Origin of the sequence: Candidatus Venteria ishoeyi, from assembly GCF_030378065.1 — a bacterium.
Lineage (GTDB): Bacteria > Pseudomonadota > Gammaproteobacteria > Beggiatoales > Beggiatoaceae > Venteria > Venteria ishoeyi.
Map to the genome: position 1 here is coordinate 21,584 of NZ_JAUCGJ010000022.1, position 24,403 is coordinate 45,986.

Annotated in this window: 19 protein-coding genes; 8 read left to right on the forward strand and 11 right to left on the reverse strand. The window is 44.5% G+C overall.

Features of this window, described 5'->3' with window-relative positions; translation table 11 throughout:
• Window positions 1-37: 37 nt before the first annotated feature.
• From QUF61_RS09175 to QUF61_RS09190, 4 genes are read left to right on the forward strand one after another with little or no spacing between them, the layout of a single operon-like run.
• Window positions 38-499, forward strand: a complete 462-nt coding sequence (locus tag QUF61_RS09175; RefSeq protein ID WP_289681408.1) for an ATP synthase subunit C — start codon at window positions 38-40, stop codon at window positions 497-499.
• Window positions 499-849 (forward strand): V-type ATP synthase subunit F, encoded by a 351-nt coding sequence (locus QUF61_RS09180; protein WP_289681409.1) that lies wholly within the window; start codon window positions 499-501, stop codon window positions 847-849. Before QUF61_RS09175 ends, QUF61_RS09180 begins: the two co-directional genes overlap by 1 nt.
• Entirely contained in the window at window positions 846-1,547 is a 702-nt protein-coding gene (locus tag QUF61_RS09185; protein WP_289681410.1) for a V-type ATP synthase subunit E family protein, read from the forward strand. Before QUF61_RS09180 ends, QUF61_RS09185 begins: the two co-directional genes overlap by 4 nt.
• Window positions 1,540-3,318 (forward strand): V-type ATP synthase subunit A, encoded by a 1,779-nt coding sequence (locus QUF61_RS09190; protein ID WP_289681411.1) that lies wholly within the window; start codon window positions 1,540-1,542, stop codon window positions 3,316-3,318. Before QUF61_RS09185 ends, QUF61_RS09190 begins: the two co-directional genes overlap by 8 nt.
• A 47-nt stretch (window positions 3,319-3,365) precedes the next feature.
• On the opposite strand, the gene QUF61_RS09195 is transcribed toward QUF61_RS09190, so the two are convergent.
• Complete coding sequence (locus tag QUF61_RS09195; RefSeq protein WP_289681412.1) at window positions 3,366-4,490, reverse strand: hypothetical protein; 1,125 nt, start codon at window positions 4,488-4,490, stop codon at window positions 3,366-3,368.
• 79 nt (window positions 4,491-4,569) lie between these two features.
• A complete protein-coding gene (locus QUF61_RS09200) occupies window positions 4,570-5,046 on the reverse strand; it encodes a L,D-transpeptidase (RefSeq protein ID WP_289681413.1) in 477 nt (158 codons plus the stop codon).
• Window positions 5,047-5,190: 144 nt separating this feature from the next.
• On the opposite strand from QUF61_RS09200, the gene QUF61_RS09205 reads away from it, so the two are divergent.
• Both QUF61_RS09205 and QUF61_RS09210 read left to right on the forward strand, forming a co-directional pair.
• Window positions 5,191-7,332: a TonB-dependent receptor plug domain-containing protein gene (locus QUF61_RS09205; protein ID WP_289681414.1), complete on the forward strand. Its 2,142-nt coding sequence runs from the start codon at window positions 5,191-5,193 to the stop codon at window positions 7,330-7,332.
• A 32-nt stretch (window positions 7,333-7,364) separates the two neighbouring features.
• Window positions 7,365-8,270, forward strand: coding sequence for a DUF58 domain-containing protein (locus tag QUF61_RS09210; protein WP_289681415.1), 906 nt, complete (start codon window positions 7,365-7,367; stop codon window positions 8,268-8,270).
• 30 nt (window positions 8,271-8,300) lie between these two features.
• On the opposite strand, the gene QUF61_RS09215 is transcribed toward QUF61_RS09210, so the two are convergent.
• The 4 genes from QUF61_RS09215 to QUF61_RS09230 all read right to left on the reverse strand — a co-directional run bounded on the left by QUF61_RS09215 (window position 8,301) and on the right by QUF61_RS09230 (window position 13,251).
• Window positions 8,301-8,672 (reverse strand): cupin domain-containing protein, encoded by a 372-nt coding sequence (locus tag QUF61_RS09215; protein ID WP_289681416.1) that lies wholly within the window; start codon window positions 8,670-8,672, stop codon window positions 8,301-8,303.
• 194 nt (window positions 8,673-8,866) lie between these two features.
• A complete protein-coding gene (locus QUF61_RS09220) occupies window positions 8,867-9,208 on the reverse strand; it encodes a hypothetical protein (RefSeq protein WP_289681417.1) in 342 nt (113 codons plus the stop codon).
• Between the two features lie 388 nt (window positions 9,209-9,596).
• Window positions 9,597-12,686 (reverse strand): ChaN family lipoprotein, encoded by a 3,090-nt coding sequence (locus QUF61_RS09225; RefSeq protein ID WP_289681418.1) that lies wholly within the window; start codon window positions 12,684-12,686, stop codon window positions 9,597-9,599.
• A gap of 88 nt (window positions 12,687-12,774) precedes the next feature.
• Window positions 12,775-13,251, reverse strand: coding sequence for a hypothetical protein (locus tag QUF61_RS09230; protein ID WP_289681419.1), 477 nt, complete (start codon window positions 13,249-13,251; stop codon window positions 12,775-12,777).
• On the opposite strand from QUF61_RS09230, the gene QUF61_RS09235 reads away from it, so the two are divergent.
• Window positions 13,250-17,467 (forward strand): hybrid sensor histidine kinase/response regulator, encoded by a 4,218-nt coding sequence (locus tag QUF61_RS09235; protein ID WP_289681420.1) that lies wholly within the window; start codon window positions 13,250-13,252, stop codon window positions 17,465-17,467. The genes QUF61_RS09230 and QUF61_RS09235 overlap by 2 nt on opposite strands.
• A gap of 320 nt (window positions 17,468-17,787) precedes the next feature.
• Here QUF61_RS09235 and QUF61_RS09240 read toward each other — a convergent pair whose 3' ends face one another.
• From QUF61_RS09240 to QUF61_RS09260, 5 genes are all read right to left on the reverse strand, one after another.
• Window positions 17,788-19,017 (reverse strand): exonuclease SbcCD subunit D C-terminal domain-containing protein, encoded by a 1,230-nt coding sequence (locus QUF61_RS09240; RefSeq protein ID WP_289681421.1) that lies wholly within the window; start codon window positions 19,015-19,017, stop codon window positions 17,788-17,790.
• On the reverse strand, window positions 19,014-20,114 hold the full coding sequence (gene murG, locus QUF61_RS09245; protein WP_289681422.1) for an undecaprenyldiphospho-muramoylpentapeptide beta-N-acetylglucosaminyltransferase: 1,101 nt from the start codon (window positions 20,112-20,114) through the stop codon (window positions 19,014-19,016). Before murG ends, QUF61_RS09240 begins: the two co-directional genes overlap by 4 nt.
• Before the next feature lie 17 nt (window positions 20,115-20,131).
• Complete coding sequence (locus QUF61_RS09250; RefSeq protein ID WP_289681423.1) at window positions 20,132-20,680, reverse strand: hypothetical protein; 549 nt, start codon at window positions 20,678-20,680, stop codon at window positions 20,132-20,134.
• Window positions 20,677-21,690, reverse strand: a complete 1,014-nt coding sequence (locus QUF61_RS09255) for an ATP-binding protein (RefSeq protein ID WP_289681424.1) — start codon at window positions 21,688-21,690, stop codon at window positions 20,677-20,679. The genes QUF61_RS09250 and QUF61_RS09255 overlap by 4 nt, the downstream gene beginning before the upstream one ends.
• A gap of 74 nt (window positions 21,691-21,764) precedes the next feature.
• A complete protein-coding gene (locus QUF61_RS09260) occupies window positions 21,765-22,952 on the reverse strand; it encodes a thioredoxin family protein (protein ID WP_289681425.1) in 1,188 nt (395 codons plus the stop codon).
• A gap of 86 nt (window positions 22,953-23,038) precedes the next feature.
• On the opposite strand from QUF61_RS09260, the gene QUF61_RS09265 reads away from it, so the two are divergent.
• Complete coding sequence (locus QUF61_RS09265; RefSeq protein ID WP_289681426.1) at window positions 23,039-24,382, forward strand: alanine/glycine:cation symporter family protein; 1,344 nt, start codon at window positions 23,039-23,041, stop codon at window positions 24,380-24,382.
• The last annotated feature ends 21 nt before the right edge of the window (window positions 24,383-24,403 follow it).

The window sequence follows — 24,403 nt, forward strand, 5'->3', positions numbered from 1 at the left end:
TTGGTTACTTACTAATATTAAAGGAAAGGAGAGGCTCATGCTATGGATAAGTGGATTAATGGGGTTTACCGTGCTTTTGATTATTGCATCAGGTTTTTATCTCCATAGTGCTGAGCAAGCTGAAGGCGTTGCCAGCAAATTTCAAAAACAATGGCTTAAGCATATTTTAGGTTTTAACGCCTTGTTATTTATTGGTAGTTTTCTGGCACTGACACTTCTGGCAACGCAACAGGTGTTTGCAGAGCCTGTGGCTATTGCTGCAAGCAAACCTATGGAAATGACGATGGGCGCTGGTTTGGTTTTTCTTGGTATTGCCTTGCCGACCATTTTCGCTGTACTGGCAGCGGCTTATGCCGTTGCCGCAATTGGTACTGCCGCATTGGCCGTTATTGCCGAAAAACCGGAAACCTTTGGGCGCAGTCTGATTTTTATGGGGCTGGCGGAAGGTATCGCCATTTACGGCCTGGTACTCAGCATCCTGATGCTGGATAAAATTTAATGCGTTTATTGGCTTTTGGTGAAAAACACCTCATGCAGGGCTTTGCGCTGCTGGGGTTTGAAACCTATCCTGATGCCGACTTAAGCGTACTGGAGCAATCTGCCTGTCATTTACTCAGCAGTAAAGAAAGGGCCTTGATTTTAATTGAACAAAGTCTGATTTGTTATCCCCACTGCAAATGTTTAACCCAGCTACGCAATGAAAGCGCGCATGTGGTGATTATTGAAATCCCTCCACTAAATGCCCCCAGTGCTTATCGCCCCCGGGTTGAAGAACTGGTCAATAAAATTTTAGGCCCCCAAGCACTGAATACTCTGGATACTGAAACTGAACAGGTGATTGATAAATGAGTTCCAGTACGGAAAGTGAGCGCCAACAAGCTGATGCCTTGGGTGATGCTATCTTGCAACACGCTAAGGAACTCGCTGCGCAACAGCAAGCAGAAATGAAGCAAATGCTCTACCGCATCCACCAGGAATCCGGCTATCACTTACAGTTACAGGAACAACAAACCATTGCGCAGGCACAGGAAGCCGCCCAACAACAGGTCGTGCGTGAAGTGCAGGCCGCGCAAATGGCTATGCGTGCAGACTTGGATCGCTTGTGCTGGCAACTGGTTGATGATGTATTGCATAAACTGGAGGCACGCTTACAAGATAGCGTGCAAGATGAAAAAAACTACCTGCTATTATTATTTGACTTATTAAAACAAGCAGCTGACTGCATTGAACAGGAACAACTGGTGGCAAAAGTAACGGCCTTGGATTATGCGCGTTTGCAACAGCAAACTGATAACTGGCAGGATATCGTCACAAAACTGGGTATCGTGCAACAAGTTGAGTTGAAAACCTTGTCTCAGCAACAGGAAAAAACGGCGATTGGTGGTATTTTAGTGTGCAGCATTGATGAGCGTATTTGCGTTGATAACACCTTTCATGGGCAGCTTGAACGCAACAAGGAACGCCTGCGGCAAATTATTCTGGCGCGTTTATTACCTGCCGATGAATCTCCCGGCATCGCCTTTACCGAGTTATCGTTCAATGGGTAAAATTATTGAAATTAACGGCCCTATCGTGCGTGTTGAAATTGACAATATTCATAATGGCGAACAGGTTAAGGTGGGCCATCTGGAATTGATGGGCGAAGTTATCAGCCTGGAAGGCAGGCAAGCCATCGTTCAGGTTTATGAAGCCACCGACACCTTAAAACCCGGTGGCAAGGTCGAAGCCCTGGGACATCCTTTATCCGTGGAACTGGGGCCGGGTTTATTAGGCCAGATTTTTGATGGGGTACAACGCCCCTTACCGCAGATTTTAGCGCGTAGTGGTGATTATATCGGACGGGGCTTAAACCTGGATCCGCTGGATCGGGAAAAAACCTGGCCATTTGTACCCACAACTACTTATAAGCCCGGTGACAAAATCAGTGCCGGACAAATTCTGGGCAGTGTGCAGGAAACCGAGACCATTAATCAGCAAATTATGTTGCCTCCAGACTTGTGCGGCATTTTATTAAGCCTGTCGCCTGCGGGTAGTTACAGCATAGAACAAACCATTGCCACTATTCAGGATAGCCAGGATAAGATACATGAAGTCAAACTATTTCAACGCTGGCCCGTGCGTATGCCCAGACCTTATCAAAAACGCACCCATGCCAGTGAGCCACTGTTTACCGGACAACGGATTTTAGATACCTTTTTCCCCTTGCTTAAAGGCGGCAAAGCTGCCGTGCCAGGGCCGTTTGGCGCGGGTAAAACCATGGTGCAGCAACAGATTGCACGCTGGGCAGATGCCGATATTGTCCTCTATGTGGGTTGTGGCGAGCGCGGCAATGAGCTGGTTGATATTCTGGAAAGCTTTCCCAAACTGATGGACCCTTATACCGGGCGCTCTTTGATGGAGCGCACGCTGCTGGTTGCCAATACCTCCAATATGCCAGTGGTGGCGCGGGAAGCATCGATTTATATTGGCATTACCATTGCCGAATTTTTCCGCGATCAGGGTTTTGACGTGGTAATGGTGGCAGATTCCACCAGTCGCTGGGCGGAAGCACTGCGTGAAGTCTCTGGGCGCTTGGGACAAATGCCGGTGGAAGAAGGTTACCCCGCTTACCTGGCCTCCAATCTGGCGGCTTTTTATGAGCGCGCAGGGCAGGTGGAAGCGCTGAACGGCAAAACCGGATCAGTGACCATTATCGGCGCAGTCTCTCCCCCTGGCGGTGACTTTTCCGAGCCTGTCACCAGCCATACCAAAGAAATTATCCAGACTTTCTGGGCCTTATCCAAAGAACTTGCCGATGCCCGCCACTACCCCGCCGTGGACTGGAATGAAAGCTTTTCTGATTATGTCAAACAATCCCAGTTGTGGTGGGGAGAACATATAGACAGTCGCTGGGCGGCTTACCGTGCGCAGGCGATGAGCTTATTAACCCAGGCCGATGAATTAACCCGTATCGTTAACCTGGTCGGACAAGAAGCCTTGTCCGCTCCACAACGCTGGGTGCTGGAAGGGGCTAAACTGATTAAAGAGGGTTTATTGCAACAAAGCGCCTTGGATGAAATTGACAGTTTCTGCTCACAGGAAAAGCAGTTTTTATTATTGGAAATCATGCTCGATATTTACCAACAAGGGCAGGAACTCTTGGCCCTGGACGTGCCCGCCCAACAACTGGCTGACCTGCCTTTGCTGGCCCAGGCCAAACGTTTGAAATCACGTTATCGAAATGATCAACCGGAAGCAATGAAGGCTTTTAAGCAAGAAGTGGAAATTTTGTTTGACCGGATTCGTTATGAGTATAAACAGGTGCATTCATCCATCTAAATGTAGCAAGTGCTGTAGAGACGTAGCAATGCTACGTCTCTACTATTTTAGATAATGTAAAAAATACTGGGGCCTTTTAAAACCACAAAAGTTTGCCCTGAGGCTGTCGCCTGATAGCCGAGAAATAATGCAAAAGGTCGGCCAGCTGCGCCTTGTGGACGGCGGATCTCACCCAGATTAAAATTCACCTGTCCGGTTGTTAAGGACTGCGATCCGGCATAGGGGGTAATAGGCGAGAGGTTTATTTTCTGCTCCGGCGTAATCGTAGCACCGTTCCAGTTTTGCCAGTTACCATTTACGCATTGCTGCCAGATAGCAGTATTGACACTACTGATATTGGTGGGATCCAGCCATGCGCCTAAGACCAGATAGCTGACTTGCATACCTTCATCACGGGGGTCGGGGTCAATGCTGAGATTTGCGCTTAGACTGCTGCCTTCTTTAAGCTGGGTTCCGTCAACCTGGCGAATACCCTGCATGAATACGCCCAGACCAAATTCTGTTGCGGTTTGGGTGCGTTCCGGGTGGTTTAACAACACTGCGCTGGTGCTGGGTGCTGGATCGGGATCATCTTCACGGCGAATCGGTGCCTCAATAATGCCATCGACATCTGTCGATCCCCCGCCCGCCCAAGGACGCGCATTACGCCAGGTGTTATAGGCATTGGCATCACCGATTAACATGGAAAATTTTAACGAGCCAAAGTTCAGTTGCAGTGAGCCTGCGGGGTTATACAATATAAAATGTAAATAGCGTGGCTCATCCAAAGCCGGATAGACCGGGCTGCCGGTGCCATATAAAGGCTCATTCAAAGCCGCTGTGACCGGGTGTAAATCACTAAAATATAAATTACCATTACTGGCATCCTGGGGCCGTTGAATAGGTCGTATCCGGTAAATGCCCGGATCATAATCAAAACCACCAACCACCGGTTTTTGTAATGGATTATTGCCAGCGCCGCCCTGCCAGTTATTGGACTCACCACTGATTGCAACATAAGTTGTACCGGGTGGGGCCAATACTCGAATACGCAGGCGTCGCCCGGGGGTAACCGTGCGCACCGGCATGTTGGCACCGGTATAACCCACCTCCAGCAAACTGTTATTATGCCCGATCTGCGGGTAGCTGGTTGCATCCAGTGGGGGTAATAAATAATCAAAATCCCATGACATCAAACTTCTCCTTTGGTTATTTATTTACTGGTGTTACGTAGTTGCTGTTTTTTGTGCAACACCAGTGAGTAGTATAAACCTAATCGGTAATCCACACGACAGTCCCCGTATCCACCAAGTCAAATAATTGAACTAAAGCCTTATCTCGCATACGGATACAACCATGAGACAAGGCTTGCCCCATAGGATATTCTGGTGGACAACCATGAATATAAATATAACGCCGTAAGGTATCAACCTTACCATAACGGTTTTTACCCGGTTCCAGGCCACCCAGCCAAAGTATGCGGGTCAATATCCAGTCCCGCTGTGGCTGCGCCTTACCCAAGGCCGCTGTATAAATTTCTCCGGTGGCGCGTCTGCCCACAAATACACTGCCTAATGGTGCGCCTGTGCCAATTTTAGCTTTAACGACCAGCTTACCGCATGGTGTGCAACCACTGCCTGCCTGCTCTCCAGGACCATTTAATGCAGTGGAAACCGGTGTGGATAAAAGTGTTTGTTGTTGTTGAATAAATGTTAATCGCTGAGTGGCTAACTGAATATGAATCATCATTGCTTATCCTTTACTGTATACTATACCGATTCTTTAATATAACCATTTCGTTACTATTCCGTTACTAAAATGAAAAAATTTATATTTTATCACTTCATTGCAACCATGCTCGTTTGCATATCACCCCAGATTTATGCGTCCAATGTGTCTCAGCTTGAGGTCTTGCGCAATATGTCGCTGGAAGAACTGATGAATGTTTCGATTATCACGGCTTCCGGACACGCTGAAAAACTAAATAATACGCCTTCGGTGGTACAGGTGCTCACCCGTAAACAAATTCAGGAGCGGCGTTATCGTAACCTCAGTGACTTGCTGGCAGATTTACCTGGCGTTGACATACAAAGAAACAGCAAATCCAGTATCTATAACAACATTACCCTACGTGGGCATTTAAGTAATAACCGGTTTTTAATCCTGCAAGATGGTGTACGCATTGAATCCCCCGGTTTAGGTAAAATCGCTGTTGCGGATAATTTCCCCTTATTTCATGCGCGTCAGGTTGAGGTGGTTTACGGCCCGACTTCAGCCTTATATGGCGCAGATGCGTTTGCCGGTGTGATTAATATTATCACCGAAGACGGCAGTGAAGTGGAGGGTGCTGACATCTCCGTTAGCGTAGGCGCGGACAATTATCGCTATCAGCGCGCGCAAGCCGGAATGCAGTTAAGTGAAACGGTTGATTTGGTGGTTGCAGGACATAAACACCGTTCCGATACCGCTGACTTAGGCCATTATTATCCGCAGGATTTCCCCAAAGTGGATGCCGTTACTTTTGATGGCAGAACGATTGTTGCCGCTGAAGATCGGGAAGATTATACCAGCCCGATTAAAAGTCACAGCTTATTTGCCAAGCTTAAAGTCACTGAGCATTTTACTTTAGGGATAAATCAATCGCATTTTCAGAGTTTATCCAATACCGGTGATAAACCCGATGCCGCACTGTATCTGAATGAAAGTATCTGGCAGACCAATATCCAGTCTATTTATGGTAAATTTAATTTTAATCTGACCGACAAACTCTCAGGTGAGTTATTGCTCGATCATGTACATGATGAGATTTCGCCCCATTCTAAATATGTTAATATTTATGTTAATTTCATGGATGAAGGCTATCAGTATGCAAAAAGTCGAAAAAATAGTATTGAGCAGAAATTTGACTATTTAATCAACGATCAGCAGCGTCTGATTTTTGGCTTGGTCTATGAAAGTTTTTATGCCATTCCGCAAATACCATCCTTGGAAGCACCCTATAATAAAGATCGGCCACTCAATGAACAAAACCAGTATTACCCCGGTACGCAGGGTAACTTACCTATTATTTTCCGTGATCTGCACTATGATAATCAGGCGGCCTATGCGCAATTACAATCAGAATGGAACCCACAATGGGCAACTATATTGGGTATTCGTTATGATAATAACTCCCGCTACCAGGCTACCTGGAACCCACGTATCGGCGTAGTCTACCGTTATACGCCGGATACGGTATTCAAACTCAATTATGGTGAAGCTTTCCGCGCGCCTTCCACCAGCGAAGCAATGGGGACATTTGGCGGTTTCACGGGTAAACAAAATGCACAGGGTGAATATATCAGCAACTTTTTCCGGACGCCCAATCTGGATTTGGAACCTGAAAAAAATCAGCACCTGGAACTGAATCTGACCACCTTATTCAGTCCTCATTTTAGCACTATGTTCAGCACTTATTATGACAAGTCGGATAACCTCATTCTTACCCAGAGACAAAAACCGGTTAATCAATTTATCCCTGGCGCAGAAATTCTTAACAGTAATATCAAAGGCAATGCCGGTGAGGAAGTCCACTATGGGCTGGATGTCTCATTGAATTACCAGCATCAATTCAGTCATGGCATTGACGGTGACTTCTGGGCTGGCTACGGTTTTATCCAGGGCTGGATACGTGAAACCAAGGAAGGGGAAAAAATACAGTTACCTTATATTGCACCGCATAAACTGAAGCTGGGCGCAACTCTGCGTTATGGCAAATATTTTATGACAACTAAATGGCATGTGCTGAGTAAAACCTATACTGGCGAAGAAGACCCCAATGATGAAACCAATCGCCTGAGTGCACCCGGTTATACTTTATTGGACATGCATTTTGGCGCAAGGGATGTTGGTTTTAAAAATCTTTCTCTGCACCTGGATATTTATAACCTGCTGGACAGACGTTACTATGCCGCCGCAGGTTCCGCCAGCACCACTTTTGTAAAAATGCCACAACAGCCGCGTTCTTTGGTATTATCCCTGGGTTATCGTTTTTAGGTTAAAGTACCTACACCGAACTCAGGTTAATCATGCCCAACACAAAAAAACAATCCGGCGTCAGCGTTGATCTGGATGAACTCATCCAATTACAATTTCAGGCCAGTCGTGCAAAACGTGGCAGTAAACGCAAAGTGATGACTTTGCTTTCCGGCGGACGTTTATCCGGTTTTCGCGGTCGCGGCATGGAATTTCTGGAAACCCGGCATTATCAGCCGGGTGATGATATTCGCGCCATTGACTGGCGTGTGACCGCCCGCAGCAATAATAAACCCCACACTAAAATCTTTCACGAGGAGCGCGAGCGCCCGGTATTGGTACTTCTGGATCAGCGCGCGGCAATGCGCTTTGGCAGTCGGGTGGCGTTTAAATCCGTGCAGGCCGCACGCGCCAGCGCATTACTGGCGTGGTCAGCCATGCAAAATGGTGATCGGGTGGGCGGTGTGGTATTAAATGATGATCGGTATCAGGACATACGCCCCGCAGGTGGTCGGCGCGGTATTTTAAGACTGTTTCAACATATGGCGCAGTCCACAAACGATAAGGCAACGCCACCCGGTGGGCAAAACACGACTTTAGCAAGTGCCTTGCTGCAATTACGTCGCATCAGTCATCCGGGCAGTTTTATTACAATATTCAGTGATTTTCAGGATTTTGATAAGGAGGCGCAACATCACCTTGGGCAGTTGGCGCAACATACGGATGTGCTGGGTGTTTTCATTTACGACAGTTTGGAACAGCAACTGCCACCACCGGGTTTATACGCCATCAGTGATGGTAAGCAACAACGCTGGCTGAACAGTGCTGATAAACGCGCCAGAGAGATTTATCAAAACTTGTTTAAACAACGCTATCAGGCGCTTGAGCAGCATTTTCAACAACGCGGTTTACGTTTAACGCAATTGGCAACGCATGATGATCCGGCAACAATTTTATAATTAGGTAACTTGCAAGAAATAACAGCCCATTCAGATTGATTCTAAATTTTCATAAACTTCAGGTAAGAAACGTGGCGTACACATTGCCAGAAAGATTAAATCCTGCTGCCCCATATTGCGGATTCTTTGTTGGCACTGCGCCGGGATGATAACAACGTCACCGGCACTGACTGCTTGTGCTGGCATAGTACCCACTTCCACCAGTCCTTCGCCCTCAAGTATCAGGTAACGCTCTACAGTGCCTTTAAGCCGGTGCCACTGCGTCGTTACACCCGGCTCCACGCGGGCGCGGGCTATAGAGAGCGCGGGATCATCATTGCTATTGGATAATTCGGTAATATAACAGCCTTCGGGGATGTAATATTCCGTTGTTTGGGTGTTTTGTTTAATGGTTGGCTGCATTTCCCGATACCTGCATTTCCCGATATGCCCTTGCTAAGGAGTGAGAATTTTATAACTTCAGCAACTTGGCTGGTCTTTTCCTCCATTTTCTGCGTTGTGAAAACAGTTACATAGCTTGCTATGCGCCTGTTTTCACGCCTTGAAAATGAATAAAAACCCTGCGCCCAGTTTCTGCATTTATTTCATCCTCACTCCTAAGCACGTTTGCGACGACTGTATCTCCGGTTACTTTTTTGTAGATTATTTAAGATACCAGATAAATGATATTTTAATAAACTCAGGCGTCCTTGATAACCGCATTGAATACAACGCTGTTGGTTTTGTTCTTCGCTACTGACGGCAGTACCGCATTCAGGACACAGTGGACGCATCCAAAGCAGTAACAATAATATTAACACAAACATATCTGAGCCAAATACGGTCAGTGGAATCACGCTGACAATACCCCATTCCCAGCCATTACGGTGTTTGCGTGCAGCCAGCAAGCCTAATAGGCCAGCCAGACTCAAACCATATAGCAAATCAAAACCATCCATAGCGATACTCCAAAACTTTGCTTTAATGAGAAATCCGCTTAAGCGAATGTGATGCCAAATCAACCTGAAACTAACATTGAATTCAGGTTGATTTTTTGAAAAAAGCGCGATCATCCTTAATGGCTGCTTTTTTGAAAAAAAGGAGTTTACACGATAAGAACAATACTGCAACATAATTATCATATATATCCAGATTATAAAAAACATCATAATCAAGTTATTTTGACGTATTGTTAAAGTAAATTATAAAGACAGGAAAAATGATGAGAGCAGGATGAGCAAAGCGATACATGCCTAATTTTCTGTGTTGTGAAAACAGTTGCATATAGGTTCTCAGCTAAATGCTTTACGGATAACACCCCTTCGGAGGGGTGTTATCCATTGGCTTTTAAAACTGGATGCTGAGTTGAATAATTTTCTCACCACGTTTGAGATGTAAGGTGGCTTGTTGACCAGCACCAATCTGAAATAAGGCAATTTTCAGGTCTGTCAGGGTTTGAATGGGAATGTCACCCAGTTTTATGATCCAGTCTTGTTTGGCAACTCCCGCCGCTTGCGCAGGACTGTCGGGAACAATGTCCTGGATTTCGACACCTTCGGGTTTATCTTCAATGATAACGCCCATTTTTGGCGCAGCCTGACCCTCAAGTTCCGGGGACAATAATATATAATCACCAATATCGGCCTGGATATTATCATCCTGTAATAGCGTCAGGTAAGGACGTTGTGCACGGCGAAACAAACGCTGCGGAATACCGTAATCGTTGCGGATGTGACCATTACCCGCCAGTATCACCAGTTGGGTATCGGGATGTTGTTGCAGATATTGATGGGCGACTTCAGCCATGCCTTCATCCCATAAAATCTGCGCTTGCAGGAAATGTGTAAAAGAGCGTTTTCCATGTTCACTGGGCATGCCGTGTTGATGAGTTGGTTTGTCGGTTTTTAGCGGTGGTTTCTTTTCTATTTTTTCCTGGTGTTGTTTTTCTGCATCCTGTGCTGTTATTTCTGGTTTTGCCTGTTCTGATTTCTTAGTATGCTTCAGTGGCATCTTAAACGCTTTTGCCATTGCGTTCCTGTGTAGGCCATAAACAGCTTGCAAATCCTGCTGATAATCCATACCCGAAAAATCCAGCGCCGCAGGAATTTGTTTCTGTTGCGCAGCTTCCAGGCTAGGCAGCCCGTTTCTGGCTGTCTGGCGGGTTATTTTGCCATTGAGATTAAGCGCAATCAGAGGGATTTTATGGGTTTTGGCGTAATCAATAATCGGTTTATACAGATTATAATCAAACCGCCATTGCGTGAAATAATTGGATTTCCGTAAAAATTGGGCCTCATTAATATCACCGGCAATATATGCATCTAAGACACTTTGCGCTTCACGGGCGAACATTTCCATGCCAATCGCAATTGGTTTGCCTTGTTGCTGAAGAAAACGAATAATTTCCAACTGATTGATATGGTGGGCATACTGATCGTGATGCTCGCCAATGAAAATGACAGGACTTTGCGCCAGTTCCGGCAAAATTTTATTCAGTGTAGTGAGTTGCAGGTTTTGTTGGCCTGAAAAACGCAGGGCTTGAACCGCCTCATGGCTGAGTACCGGAATACCGGAAACTGTATCCTGAATATTTTTTTGTACGGATTTTCCGGTGAAGGCAATTTCCGTGTATTTGCCATAATGTGGCAGTCGCCGTGCGTTCCTGGCAGCTTGCTCAGCATTATGAGCCGCTAACCAAAGCAGTTTATAATGCGGATTCAGGGGATTTTTAAATACACGCAGTGCCACTTCCGCTTCAGGCAGGTGCTGCCCTGCTAACCACTGTGCAGCCAGTGGGTTGTCTCTGCCTAATAGCACCACAGTATTTTTTTGTAACATTGCCCAATCGCTGTTTTCTGCGCTGCTCAGGCTGATATTTTCCAATCCCAGCGAGGCTAATAAGGGCTGATAAGTGCTGCCCTGCTGGGCTTCTCCAATAATGAGCAAGTCCTGTTTTTGTTCCAGTATATGGGCCAATACTGGAGGTGTTTCCGCAGCATCAAGCTTACGCATCACATCATAGTCTTTATCCAGAACAATATTTAAGGGACGCTGCTCCAAAGCTAAGCGCACTGTGGTTTTTTTATCTTTTAAATCCAGCCATTGTATTTCCCAGCGGGTTTTATTGTCTGCTGCTTCATATTCAAGATGCAGTGGAACGCGCAAAATATAAGCGGTTTCAGTTGTCTGCAATACTTCAAATTGCAGCTTAAGCTGTCCTTTAATAATGCTTAAACCAGCATTTTCCACCTGTAATGCCGGAATATCTTTGCGCGTCAGCCAGTCGCTGAAAAAATCAGCCAACGTATCTTTGCTGACTTGTTCAAAGGCATGTTGTATGTCTGTCCAGCCAGCACGTTGAAACTGTTTATTTTGAATCAATAAGCGTAATGCTTTAAAGAAATCATCATCACCATAGCGTTGGCGCAACTGGTGAAATACCATCGCCGATTTACCATAACCAATCGCACTTTGTGCTTTATTCGTGCGACTGTGAAAATCTTGCAGTGGAAATGCTTTATCTTCAGTCACCCGAATACTGTAATCGGTTAATAACTGCTTACGAAAAGCGGCACCCTCACCGCGCTGGTTTGCATATTCATAATCTGCCAGGTAATTGGTCAAACCTTCTGACCAGTTACCGCCACTTTGATCGATATACACGGAATTGCCAAACCATTGATGTAGAATTTCATGACCCAATGATGTGCGTACAATAAATGGTAAACGAATCACGCGACTCCCCAGCAAAGTGTAGCTGGGTAAAGACCAGCCTGTTGGAAATAAGTTAGAGACAATGGCAAAGCGTTTATAGGGATAAGGCGTTAATAGCTTTTCATAAAGCTTGATATAATGTTGAGTATAGGCCAGATAGGTTTTGGCTTGTCGGGCATTTTCCGGGGTAAAAAAGGTTTCCAGTTGTACCTCACCCGTTTTACCTGAATAGGTTTGTTGTTGTATTTGATAGTGCTTGCTGGCAATTAAGTTCACCGAGTCACGCGGGTAGTCAAAAATAAATTTAAGATTGCCTGCCTTATCTTGCTGGGTGCGGTCACTTTCTGAATTAGCAGTAAAACCTTCAGGTAATCGTGTTTGCAACTGATAATAAGCCAGTTGTTCTGGATAAGGATACCAATGTCCACTCAGCACCAGATTCTCAGCATCCAAAAGATTGTGCTGGGTGCGATTGGGTTTAAAGCGATAACTGAGTGGGAAACTTTTACCCGCCTGTAAATTTAACGGCAGACGCTGTAGCAAACGATTACCGGGTTTTCCTGCCAGCATGACCGATTGCATATGCTCATTCCAATGCAACAGCACCTGGGTATCGGTATCACTGCGCAATTGAATATCAACCTGAATCTGTTGTTCAGGCCAGTCCACTTGCAAGTTGATGTGATAATCCAGGCGCGCCTGGGCATTGAATGTCCATAACATGAGCTGCGTGAACAAGAAAATAAAGCAAAATGATTTCAATGCCAGTCTCCAATCAATAAGAATAAACCAAAATAGCCTGGAGACAGGATCATCTGAGACATCCTTGTTCCCGCATCCAGGTATTTTGATCGACTTTATTTGTTAAGTCTTCAGGTACCTGGTAAAACGTGATAACTTCTGTGCCACCATCACTGCTTAATAAATAACTGGTACCATTACTGAGTGACAAACGTTTTTGTGGCCAGGGCATGGATTGTTTACCAAAGGCCCAGTTGATACGAAGTTTTTCTTGGGTACTGGTATTCTTAAGGTATACTTTTTCAGGTTTATTTGTTTGAGGACGCCAAAGATATACCGTCTGAGAAGAAAAGTAACACACCGTGCCACCGTATGTAATATCAACCCAACCAATTCCCAGTCCAGTTTTATTACTGCTGCGAACAGGAGGGCCAAAGCGTTCGCTGGACTCTATAATCTCTTGCTCTTCTGAGCCTGCACTTGTGTTTGCCATGACTACAGGCGTTAAACAGAACATTACAAATAGTGTACGACGAATAAAAAACATGAATACTCTCCCAATATATGGTTTGATGCTACTGTCTCTTTTATGTTGTTTCATACAATATAGTGTTGCGGCAATTTCTGAAGAAAATCAGAGTCCTACACCGGATACTATAAAATTTCATCACTTATCTGTAAACAATGGTTTATCACACCATACAGTTTATGACATTTTACAAGATCATCAGGGTTATATGTGGTTTGCAACGCAAGATGGCCTGAATCGATATGATGCTTACGATTTTACCCATTATAAACAGGATTCCAAAAACCCGCACAGTTTAGAAGAAAATTTTGTACTGACATTGCATGAAGATCGCTTGGGACAATTATGGTTAGGTACCTATGGCGGAGGGTTGTACCGTTTTGACCACAGTCTGGAACGTTTTGTCAGCTATCGGCATCATGCTGAAATTGCAAGCAGTCTCAGCAATGATACCGTTTGGGATATTTTAGAGGATCATCAAGGTCGCCTCTGGATTGCAACCGATGAAGGACTTAATCGTCTTGATAGTCCCTTGAATGCAACCATATTAGAATTCACCCGCTATCCTTATGCTGGAAAAAATAATAAAAACCTCAACTGTCACTATGTCATGCATTTATTTGAAGACAGTATGGACAATTTATGGTTGGGTACTGATGGTTGTGGTTTATATCGTATTAATACAGAAACTGGCGAGATTCGTAACTATCGCCATGATATCGATAAGCCACATACGCTCAGCCACAATGCGGTCTTATCAATTGCCGAAGATAGCCAGCAACGCTTATGGATAGGTACCGCCAAGGGATTAAATCATTATCAGTCTGAGCAGGAGCAATTTATACGCTATCTTCACGATCCTGCCGCTGAAAACAGCCTGAGTCATAACCAGATTCGCTGTTTATTAGCCGATAAGGCCGGGGGAATATGGGTTGGCACCAATGGTGGTGGACTGAATTATTTTGATAGCAAGCAACAGATTTTTGTACGTTTCAATCAGCAAACCGAAACAAACTTTGCCAACAGCGATATTATCCGCAGCTTGTACCGGGATCGCTCCGGTATCTTATGGGTGGGTACTGAAGGTGGCGGTTTGTATCTTGATTATGGTTTGCCCCCTTTTCATAATATACAATCATACCCAGGTATCGACAACAGCCTCAGCCATCCGCGTGTTTTGTCTTTATTAGAAGATCATCAGGGACAATTATGGGTAGGCACCCGTTCCGGGCTGGATGTCACAGATAAAAAGCAAAATCATTTTCAGCATTTTTTAGAAAAAAAAACCATTTTTGCCTTAGCTGAAGATGCTTTCCAGCAGCTGTGGGTGGGTACATTAGGGGATGGTTTATTTGCTTTTGACAGCCAGCGCCAAGTGATCGCGCATTACCAATATAGTCGGAAAAATTCAAATAGTCTCAGTAGTGATAATATTCGCGCACTGGCACTCGATCAGCATAACAGCTTATGGATAGGCACCCGCTACGGCCTTAACCGTCTTCAGATTTCCCCCACTGTTGACAATAGACCCGATAGTGTAGAAACCAAATTTGAGCGTTTTCTGCATAAAGCAAAAGATACACACAGTCTTAGCCATAATATTATTTTAGCGCTCCATGTTGATCATCAAAACCGTTTATGGGTTGGTACTCAAGGTGGTGGCTTAAATCAATGGCTGCCTGAAACCAAAAATTTTCACCGATATTTACATGATGCAGCAGATAATAACAGCATTAGTCATAATACAGTTGCCAGTATTTATGAAGACAGTCAACATCGTCTGTGGATAGGCACCTTAGGCGGCGGCTTAAATCGCTGGGATGAATCCCGGAATCACTTTATACGTTATGATCATTTAAAAAACGGGTCCGGCAAAGAACCCAGCCAGGTAATTTACGCCATTTTGGAAGATGAACAGGGGAGTTTATGGCTCAGTGGCAACCAACAGCTTTGTTATTTTCAACCACAAATAGAAGATTATCATTGTTATGACAAGACTGATGGAATATTAGTTAAAGAGTTTTTCAGTGCTGCCTGGCGTGATAAAAAAGGCCAGCTTTATTTTGGTGGACAAAATGGTTTTGAGCGTTTTTATCCGCAACAAATTAAAAATAACCCCTATGCGCCACCTGTTGTTCTCACTGAGCTTAGTATTTTTGGTCATCCGGTTGGCATAGGAAAAAACAGCCCCTTATCTCAGGTTATCAATAAAACCCAGCAACTCAATTTACCCTGGGATCAGGCATTTTTTTCACTGCAATTTGCTGCACTTAATTTTATTCACCCGGAAAAAAATCAATACGCTTACCAACTTGAAGGTTTTGATAAGAGTTGGAATTTAACCGGTAATCGTAGGCAAGCCTGGTATACCAACGTGCCGCCGGGAGAATATCAATTTCGCGTCAAGGCATCAAATAATGATAATTTATGGAATCAGCAAGGCACGACATTACAAATTCATATTATTCCACCCTGGTGGCAAACCTGGTGGTTTAAAGGCTTATTGTTGTTTATTGCATTAGGTTTATTTATTGTTTCTCCTTTTGTTTATTACCGCTGGCAATTACATCATCAAACCCGGCGCGCTAGTGAACTGGAAGCACAGGTCAGCACTCGCACCCAGGAGTTGCTGCAAGCCAAACAACAAGCAGAGAAAGCCACCGAGACCAAATCCAGTTTTCTGGCGAATATGAGTCATGAAATTCGCACACCGATGAATGCCATTATCGGCATGTCCAATCTGGCTTTACAAACGGGTTTGAACCCCAAACAACTGCATTACATTGAAAAAGTGCATACGGCAGGAAATGTGTTGCTGGCAATTATTAACGATATTCTGGATTTTTCTAAAATTGAAGCTAAAAAAATGGAAATGGAACAGGTTGATTTCCAAATCCAGGAGGTATTTGATAATACCAAGAGCTTATTAGAATTTAAGGCGCTGGAAAAAAACCTGCAACTGAAATTTTATATTGCAGAAAATACACCGCTAACATTGACAGGTGATCCTTTACGTTTAGGACAAATCCTGGTGAACTTAGGCAATAATGCCATTAAGTTTACTGAATCAGGAATCATAAATATCAGTGTTTTTAAGATGCTTGAACAAGATGATTTTGTTAAATTACGTTTTTCTGTTTCAGACACTGGCATAGGGATGAATGCTAAACAACAACAAAAATTATTTCAGCCCTTTTCTCAGGTCGATAGTTCCACCACTCGAAACTATGGTGGCACCGGCTTGGGTTTAAGTATTTGTAAAAAGCTGGTGGAAATGATGGATGGCACAATTTGGGTGGACAGTGAAGCAGGTAAAGGCAGTCTTTTTGGTTTCACCGCCAACTTTACAACGGGACAAACGCAACCCAAAACATCGCAGAAAAAAGCCCCTGTTTTTGTTGAAACTTTGCATGGCGCTAAAATACTTTTGGTTGAAGACAATGCAATCAATCAGGAACTGGCAATGACCTTGTTAAATAAACAGGGCATCATAACCACGCTGGCTGAAAATGGGCAGCAAGCCTTGGAACAATTGCAACAACAGCAGTTTGACGGGGTATTAATGGATATTCAAATGCCCATTATGGATGGTTACAGCACAACCCGGGAAATCAGAAAGCAGCCCGCGCTAAAGAATCTGCCAATTATTGCAATGACCGCCAATGCCATGCCTGAGGATATAAAATGCAGCAAAGCGGCAGGTATGAATGATCATATTGCCAAACCATTACAAGCGGCAGCCATGCTTAAAACGATGGCGCGTTGGATTAAACCTGCAATACCAACTCTCATAACCCCAGTGGTAGCAACTGATGATACAGCATCCAAACTGGCAGCAATAAAAAACCAAACAATACCGGAAAATTTGGATTTTTCAAAACTGGTGGGAATTGATACCGATGCAGGTCTCGCAATAACGATTGATGATGAGCAATTATATTATCGTTTACTACTCAATTTTTATGATACCTATCAGGATTTTGCACAACAATTTAACACGCTGAAAAAGCAGGCAGACTATCAGGAAGCAACCCGTCTTGTGCACAGCCTGAAAGGAGTTGCTTCACATGTCGGTGCCTTTGAAGTACAGTTTGCCGCGCAGGAACTGGAAAAAGCCTGTACTCAGAATTTGCCAGAAGCTGAAATTCAGAAAAGCCTGCAACACTTGGTGAATAAATTAAACCCAGTGATCTCAGCCTTAGGTAATTTCAAGCATGATGCAAGCATACAATAAACCCCATCCACTTTGAAATCGACAAAAATATTCTATTAATGTCATACCTGCGCAGGCAGGTATCCAGTCGCTGTTCACGAAGGCTGGGTTCCCGTCTACACGGGAATAACAAAAACTGCGGTTTTCAACTTAGGAGTGAGAATTTTATAACTTCAGCAACCTGGCTGGTCTTTTTCTCCATTTTCTGCGTTGTGCCTATTTGGACTTAGGCAGTTACATAGCTTGCTATGCGCCTGTTTTCACGCCTTGAAAATGAATAAAAATCCTGCGCCCAGTTTCTGTATTTATTTCATCCTCACTCCTTAGACGGGGTTTAGCAATTATTGCCTATCACTCTCGGCTTCTAATACCTGAGTATGCAGTATTTGAAATAAATCCTGTAATTGCGCGGTTTCTTCTGCTGTTTTAGCGCTATCTTCACATTTTTTCAAAAAAACATCCAAGGGTTGCAAATCGTCCAGGCCGGGAGCGATTGCAGTTAATGCGGTCTCTGCATTTTGTTGCACTAACAATTTTAAGATGTGTAGGTTTTGAGTTTGGCAACAGGCTGATAATTGTTGCTCAGCCATTGCTTCAGACTGATTTAAGGTGATTTCCAGCCAAGCAGGAAACTCAGTGGATGCCAGTGGTGGAAAATCATTTATCAGTTGTAATACTTGTTCCAAATCACCTTGCAGTCGCAGTAAACGTCGTGTGCGAGGCACTTCTATTTCACGCACAACTGTTAACTGTGCCCCGTCAAATTCCGCGATTAAAACCTGACTACGGTTTTCTGCTTCAGCAAAACCCAGAGGAATTAATGCGCCACAATAACGCAGACGGTCTTGCTTGGCGATCCGTTGCGTACGGTGTAAATGACCCAGAGCCACATAATCCAACTGTGCGGGAAAACAATCTGCGCCAACCTGTCCCAGGTTGCCAACATGAATGGCTTGCTCGCTGTCGGAAGTCAACGCGCCAGCGGCAAATAGATGCCCGGTTGCAATATGTGGCACACTATGACCGTGTTCGTGCATGGCCTGACAAATTGCCGCATAATGCTGATGAATACCCTGGCGTAAGCTCTGTTCTCGCTCTGTTGCACTTTCTCCAGCTTTGGCATATTTTAAATCGCGATCTCGCAGATAAGGCATGGCACCAATCACCGCTATTAACTTATCCTGCTTATCAGTAACTGGAAATACCTGACGCTTAAAATCCACCTCGCCATCAGCTTGACGCGCACTGCAACCCACAACCTGAATACATTGCTTTTCCAGTACCGGTTGCGCAGCTTCCAACAAAGCCGGAGAATCATGATTACCGCCAATAATGATAATTTGCTGACATTGCGTTTCAGCAGCAGCGGCAAGAAATTGATAATACTGGCGTAAAGCATAGTTGGGGGGATTGGCTGTATCAAACACATCACCGGCAATAATTAATATATCAATCTGCTCGGTTAGCAGTGTTTCCAGCAGCCAGTCCAGGGCATGTTGATGCTCTTTTCGGCGTTCCTGGTTAATCAGCTTATGCCCAAGATGCCAGTCAGAGGTATGCAGTAATTTCATTGTTTCCGTACACCTAAGCAGGTCTTAATCACTTTGCTGACTGCTTTAGGACGTGCTAAGGCGCGGGCTGTGGCGGACATGTGTTGCAGGCGTTCTGGCTGAGCACACAATTCATCCAGCAGATTTGCCAACTTATCTGCATTTAAGTCAGTTTGTTGAATGAGTAAGGCAGCACCTTCATCAACCAGGAATTTCGCATTAGCCGTTTGATGATCGTCTACCGCAAAAGGAAACGGGATAAAAATGGCGGGTAAGCCTGCTTGCGCCACTTCGCTCACCGTCATCGCCCCCGCACGGCACACAATAATATCCGCCCAGCGATAAGCCGCAGCCATATTTTCAATAAAAGGTTCCACCCGGTCATCATGCTGTTCACGCCGCATCACTGAACCCTGACGTCCCGTTTGATGCCATAGCTGTACCGGGTTTTTCATTTTCTGCACAGCTTGCGGCAGTGTCATATTTAAAGCCTGCGCGCCGAGGCTGCCGCCTAAGACTAATAAACGCAAAGGACTATGCAGTGGACGGGGACTGGGGGGATTGATAGACAAAATATCAAAACGCAGGGGATTACCCGTGTGCAATGCCTGATATTTTTTGGCAAAAGTGCCGGGGAAGGCTTCCATCACCCGCTTGGCAAAACGTGCCAGAATACGGTTGGTTAAACCGGGAATGGCATTTTGCTCATGAATTAATAAGGGGATACCCAGCATCCAGGCGGCAATACCACCCGGCCCTGAAGCAAAACCGCCCATGCCCAATACCGCGCCGGGCTGCACTTTAGCCATCACCCAGCCCGCCTGATAAATCGCATATAACAAACGAAATGGGGCGAAAATCTGGGTCCAGCGGCTTTTTCCACGCAAACCGCTGATGGAAATATAACTGATGTCAAGACCGGCATTAGGCACAACCCGTGATTCCAGCCCCTTGCGCGTACCCAGCCAATGCACGGGTATCCCCTTACCTTTTAAGGCAGTTGCACAGGCCAGCGCGGGAAATACATGACCGCCGGTACCGCCTGCCATAATTAACACAGGACGCGTGGAATTAGTATTAGAGGTGTGTGATGCAGGGCTATTGGCTTGCTGGCTCACATTGCTTTCCTATCATGTTATTTTTCATTTTCTAATGCTGGCGCACCTATAATAAGCTGCTTTTCTTGCGCTAATTCCTCATTGAAAACAACTACTGCGGTGGGAGATAAGGCCCAGGTTTTTACGGTGGCACGAAGTGACTTATCCAGAGCCTCTTTTAAAGGTGGTATCCATTCGGTTTTACATTTTTTAACAACCAAAACTAAACGAAAATCAAGCACAGCAAGATCAAGCTTTTGAAATTTTTGTGGTAACTCAGCATAAGCTGCCTGATGACGCTTTAAGCAGGCTGCAAGCCCTAACGACAATGCATTAATTAATTTTTGGCTAACACTGGCAATGTACTTATCAAAATCTGTTTCATTTTTAGAATGTGGAGAACTTGTTTTTGCTTCCACAACCCAAATGACCGGCCCTTTTTTTGAATGGCGCAATAACAGGAATTCAGCAATGGGAACACTGTCTTGCACACGTTGATACATTGTGCTTTTTTCAATATAAAAAAAAGAGCCTTCAGGATAAGGGCCAAATGCCATACCCGATTCGGTAATTGGATCAGTTGTCATTGCAATGCCAACGCTACTTCTTTTTTATAAAGTCTAATAGACTCATCAATAATAGGGTTATCTGGCATTCCTTCCCTTAAATCGGCTGTTTTCCAGGCAGCGTTATGAGAAGATAATATAGGAATTGAGCTGTTTTTCTGCTGTGCCAGTAAAAATAATTTTTTTACCACAAAATAAGAATGGCTGGCGAGGAAAAACTGAATACCATAATCAGCAAGTACGCCTACAATATCAAGTAATTGTGAAATAGCAGAGGGATGTAATGCAGATTCTGGTTCATCAATAAAAATAATGGAATCTTTACTCAAATAGCGATTACCTAACAAGGTATCTAAAATTGCAATTTTTTTAATACCTTCAGCAGTCAGGCCAATAGGAAATTTTTGATTGCCTTTTTTAAAATGCCAGCGTGCTGTTGCTTCTTCAAATTCTATTTTTCCATCCAGCATGACTTCTAAATTTTTACGCACCTGAGCAAATGCAGTATAATTTTTTCCACCACGGGTCGATTGTCTTAAAGCCCGCGCTAAATCAAGATAAGTATCATCAAAACCAAAAGCCTTGTCTTGCTCCCGGGATTTTAAGATAATCGAGTGCAGAGATAAAACTTCTTTAGCGGGTAAGAAAATTGAATGATTTTCACGGGCTGGTACATGATTTTCCAGATTGGAAATTTTCTTAGTCGTATCCTTCCCATATTCATAATGAAACGTCTTACCTGAAAAATCCAGCATACATGATAAGGGGTTTTCTGCGCCCTTAGTAACCAAGTCACCGATTTTTTCTGCCTGAAATGTCCAATAGAGTTTTTCCACTAAAATTTCTGAGGCAGAGCGTTGTTCTTCCCCTCTTTTATAATCTTCAAGTGTGCGTATGCTACTGTAAATTGTTTTTAATAAAAAAGTTTTGCCACAGCCGTTATCACCAATTATCAGGTTAATATTAGCCAATCCTTCCCAGTGAATATCTGTTAGTGGACCAAAATTTTTGAGGACAACTTTCTTCAGCATACTATTAAATCCTTAAAAATATTAATCTCCATATGTATGACATGGAAAAAGCGGTAACTTACTGCCATCATCGCTTACTCTGAAGACCGCAATATCTCAATCGCTGTATTAGGCTGCCAATGAATGTCTGGTTCTTTATCCAGATATTGTTTATCCATCACAAAACGTAAAACACGCTGCAAGCGATGCATACGGAAAATAGAATCTATCCGAAAAATTTCCCGGCCCTGCTCATCAAAAAATAATAATGAGGGGGTGTAAAATAAATCCAATTGCTCAGCCCATGCCCGCGCATGAGTTTTTTGACCGTCAGGGGTAATCAAAGGCGTGTCAGCCCACATATCCAACTGCACAATATCCATCATTTCCAGTGACTCCAGTATCACGGGATCATTCATATAGCTTTTATGAAAAATATCACAGGCATGACAGCGCCCTTGCTCGAATATCACTACCAGTGGACGTTTAGCCGCTTTATGCTGGTGTCGATCCAGTAGATAAGGGGGGGCTTGAAACAGGGAATTTGAATTCAGGCTGTAATCCCCTTCGGGTGGTGGTTTAACCGTGGTCAGATATTGCCTGAAACGACTGCTTTGATAGTTCCCTGAAACCACAAAATCCAATCCGGCACGGAATACATAAGGGGGATAATAACCACGCAAGCGCAGTGCCTCTACCGGATTGCCTTGTTGGTCGCTGACATAAAATGACATGGCTGGCGTAAACCCCATTTTCTGCGCTTTGGCGTATTCCTGTTCAGTTATGTTCTGACCATCAAAATCAGTGAGTTCCAAGTCACCTAAGGCATTAATACCGATAATGTCAAAATATTTTAATAAATAATTTTGAATATCCGGTTTACCTAAAACCACATCTTGTAATTGTTCACAATAAGGGCAGTTGCGGGTGCTAAAGTAAAGAATAATACCGTGTTTGCCATTGGCTTTTGCCTGGGCTAAATCTTCTTTGAGATCCAGCAGCGTTTTTTTAAAAAAATCGGGATATTCCAGAAAATGTGGTAAAAAGGCATCATCAAATTCGTAAATACCTTCTTCATCCGGTTCAATGCTGAGTGGAACGGCTAATTCAGTATTGGCCTGAGCAGACAAGGCATAGGCACTTAATAGCATAAACCCCAGGTAAAACAAATACGCAGCTTTACCTGCACAGTATTTTGCATAAGCTTGCAGCACGCATAACATATTGCTACGCAGCGTATTGCCAGGTACTAGAGAGGCAGGTAATATCGGTATTTTTTTCATAAATTTGATACAAGGTGAATAATTTTTTGTAAATTTTAGTTTATTCTATCAAAAGTATGCTGACAATATAAGGAGTTGTGAAGCACATGGTCGATAATATACTTAACCCACTCAATGCTTTGGTGTGGGGACCCTGGATGCTGGGGTTAATTCTGGGCACCGGTTTATATTTGATGTTGGGTCTGGGTTTGTTGCCACTGCGCAAATTAGGCACCGGCTTTAAAATGCTGTGGACAGGGCGTAGCGCGCAGGGTGAAGGGGATATCAGCCCGTTTAATGCTTTAATGACCTCTTTATCAGCCACCATTGGCACGGGTAATATTGCCGGGGTCGCCACGGCTATTGCCATCGGTGGCCCCGGTGCCTTATTCTGGATGTGGTGTACCGCATTGGTGGGGATGGCAACCAAATATGCCGAGGCCGTATGTGCCGTACATTTTCGGGAAGTGGATGAAAATGGACAATATGTTGGTGGCCCGATGTATTATATTAAAAATGGTCTGGCGCAACATTGGCATTGGCTGGCAACCGCGTTTGCACTATTTGGCATGATTGCAGGTTTTGGTATTGGTAATGCCGTACAAGCCAATTCAGTGGCGGATGTTTTATTTGACGCTTTTAAATTACCGGTTTGGGTTACTGGCGCGGTATTAGCAGTATTGACGGGTTTGGTACTGTTGGGTGGCATTCAGCGTATTGCCAGGGTTGCTGGCAAGTTGGTGCCGCTGATGGCCGTTTTATATGTGGGCGGCGGTTTGATCATCTTGTTAATGCATTGGACAGAAATCCCCGCAGCCGTTACTTTTATCGTCACCGAAGCCTTTACCCCCACGGCAGCAACGGGTGGTTTTGCCGGTGCTAGTGTCTGGCTGGCAATACAATATGGTGTTGCCCGAGGGGTATTTTCCAATGAGGCCGGTCTTGGCAGCGCGCCAATTGCACATGCGGCAGCAGCGACTAAAGGGCCGGTTTCTCAAGGTTTGATTGCCATGTTAGGCACTTTTATTGATACCCTGATTGTGTGCTCCATCACCGGGCTGGTGATTGTCATTTCCGGTGCCTGGGAATCCGGTGCCACTGGCGCGGCTTTATCTTCTGCGGCATTTGAGCAAAGTTTGCCTGGGGTGGGTACGTATCTGGTCAGTTTTGGCCTGACGGTGTTTGCTTTTACCACCTTGCTGGGTTGGAGCGTATATAGTGAAAAATGTACCGAATACCTGTTTGGCGTGCGCGCAATTTTTGCTTTTCGGGTAGCCTGGATTTTAATGATTTTAGTGGGCGCAATGGCGCATAGCCATTTAGCCGTGGTATGGTTGATTTCAGATACGCTGAATGCTCTAATGGCATTACCGAATCTCATTGCTTTATTATTACTCAGTCCGCTAATTTTTAAGTTGAGCCGAAATTATTTTACCGATGTTACGCAGTAGCTTCTTTTTTGGACGAATACA

Bases quoted from the DNA above. Each gene is read 5' to 3' on its own strand.
- QUF61_RS09195 (WP_289681412.1), bottom strand. From the start codon at position 4,490: ATGTCATGGGATTTTGATTATTTATTACCCCCACTGGATGCAACCAGC.
- QUF61_RS09265 (WP_289681426.1), top strand. From the start codon at position 23,039: ATGGTCGATAATATACTTAACCCACTCAATGCTTTGGTGTGGGGACCC.
- QUF61_RS09250 (WP_289681423.1), bottom strand. From the start codon at position 20,680: ATGACAACTGATCCAATTACCGAATCGGGTATGGCATTTGGCCCTTAT.
- QUF61_RS09210 (WP_289681415.1), top strand. From the start codon at position 7,365: ATGCCCAACACAAAAAAACAATCCGGCGTCAGCGTTGATCTGGATGAA.
- QUF61_RS09200 (WP_289681413.1), bottom strand. From the start codon at position 5,046: ATGATGATTCATATTCAGTTAGCCACTCAGCGATTAACATTTATTCAA.
- QUF61_RS09180 (WP_289681409.1), top strand. From the start codon at position 499: ATGCGTTTATTGGCTTTTGGTGAAAAACACCTCATGCAGGGCTTTGCG.
- QUF61_RS09240 (WP_289681421.1), bottom strand. From the start codon at position 19,017: ATGAAATTACTGCATACCTCTGACTGGCATCTTGGGCATAAGCTGATT.
- QUF61_RS09220 (WP_289681417.1), bottom strand. From the start codon at position 9,208: ATGGATGGTTTTGATTTGCTATATGGTTTGAGTCTGGCTGGCCTATTA.
- QUF61_RS09185 (WP_289681410.1), top strand. From the start codon at position 846: ATGAGTTCCAGTACGGAAAGTGAGCGCCAACAAGCTGATGCCTTGGGT.
- QUF61_RS09225 (WP_289681418.1), bottom strand. From the start codon at position 12,686: ATGTTATGGACATTCAATGCCCAGGCGCGCCTGGATTATCACATCAAC.
- QUF61_RS09175 (WP_289681408.1), top strand. From the start codon at position 38: ATGCTATGGATAAGTGGATTAATGGGGTTTACCGTGCTTTTGATTATT.
- QUF61_RS09260 (WP_289681425.1), bottom strand. From the start codon at position 22,952: ATGAAAAAAATACCGATATTACCTGCCTCTCTAGTACCTGGCAATACG.
- QUF61_RS09255 (WP_289681424.1), bottom strand. From the start codon at position 21,690: ATGCTGAAGAAAGTTGTCCTCAAAAATTTTGGTCCACTAACAGATATT.
- QUF61_RS09215 (WP_289681416.1), bottom strand. From the start codon at position 8,672: ATGCAGCCAACCATTAAACAAAACACCCAAACAACGGAATATTACATC.
- QUF61_RS09235 (WP_289681420.1), top strand. From the start codon at position 13,250: ATGAATACTCTCCCAATATATGGTTTGATGCTACTGTCTCTTTTATGT.
- QUF61_RS09190 (WP_289681411.1), top strand. From the start codon at position 1,540: ATGGGTAAAATTATTGAAATTAACGGCCCTATCGTGCGTGTTGAAATT.
- QUF61_RS09230 (WP_289681419.1), bottom strand. From the start codon at position 13,251: ATGTTTTTTATTCGTCGTACACTATTTGTAATGTTCTGTTTAACGCCT.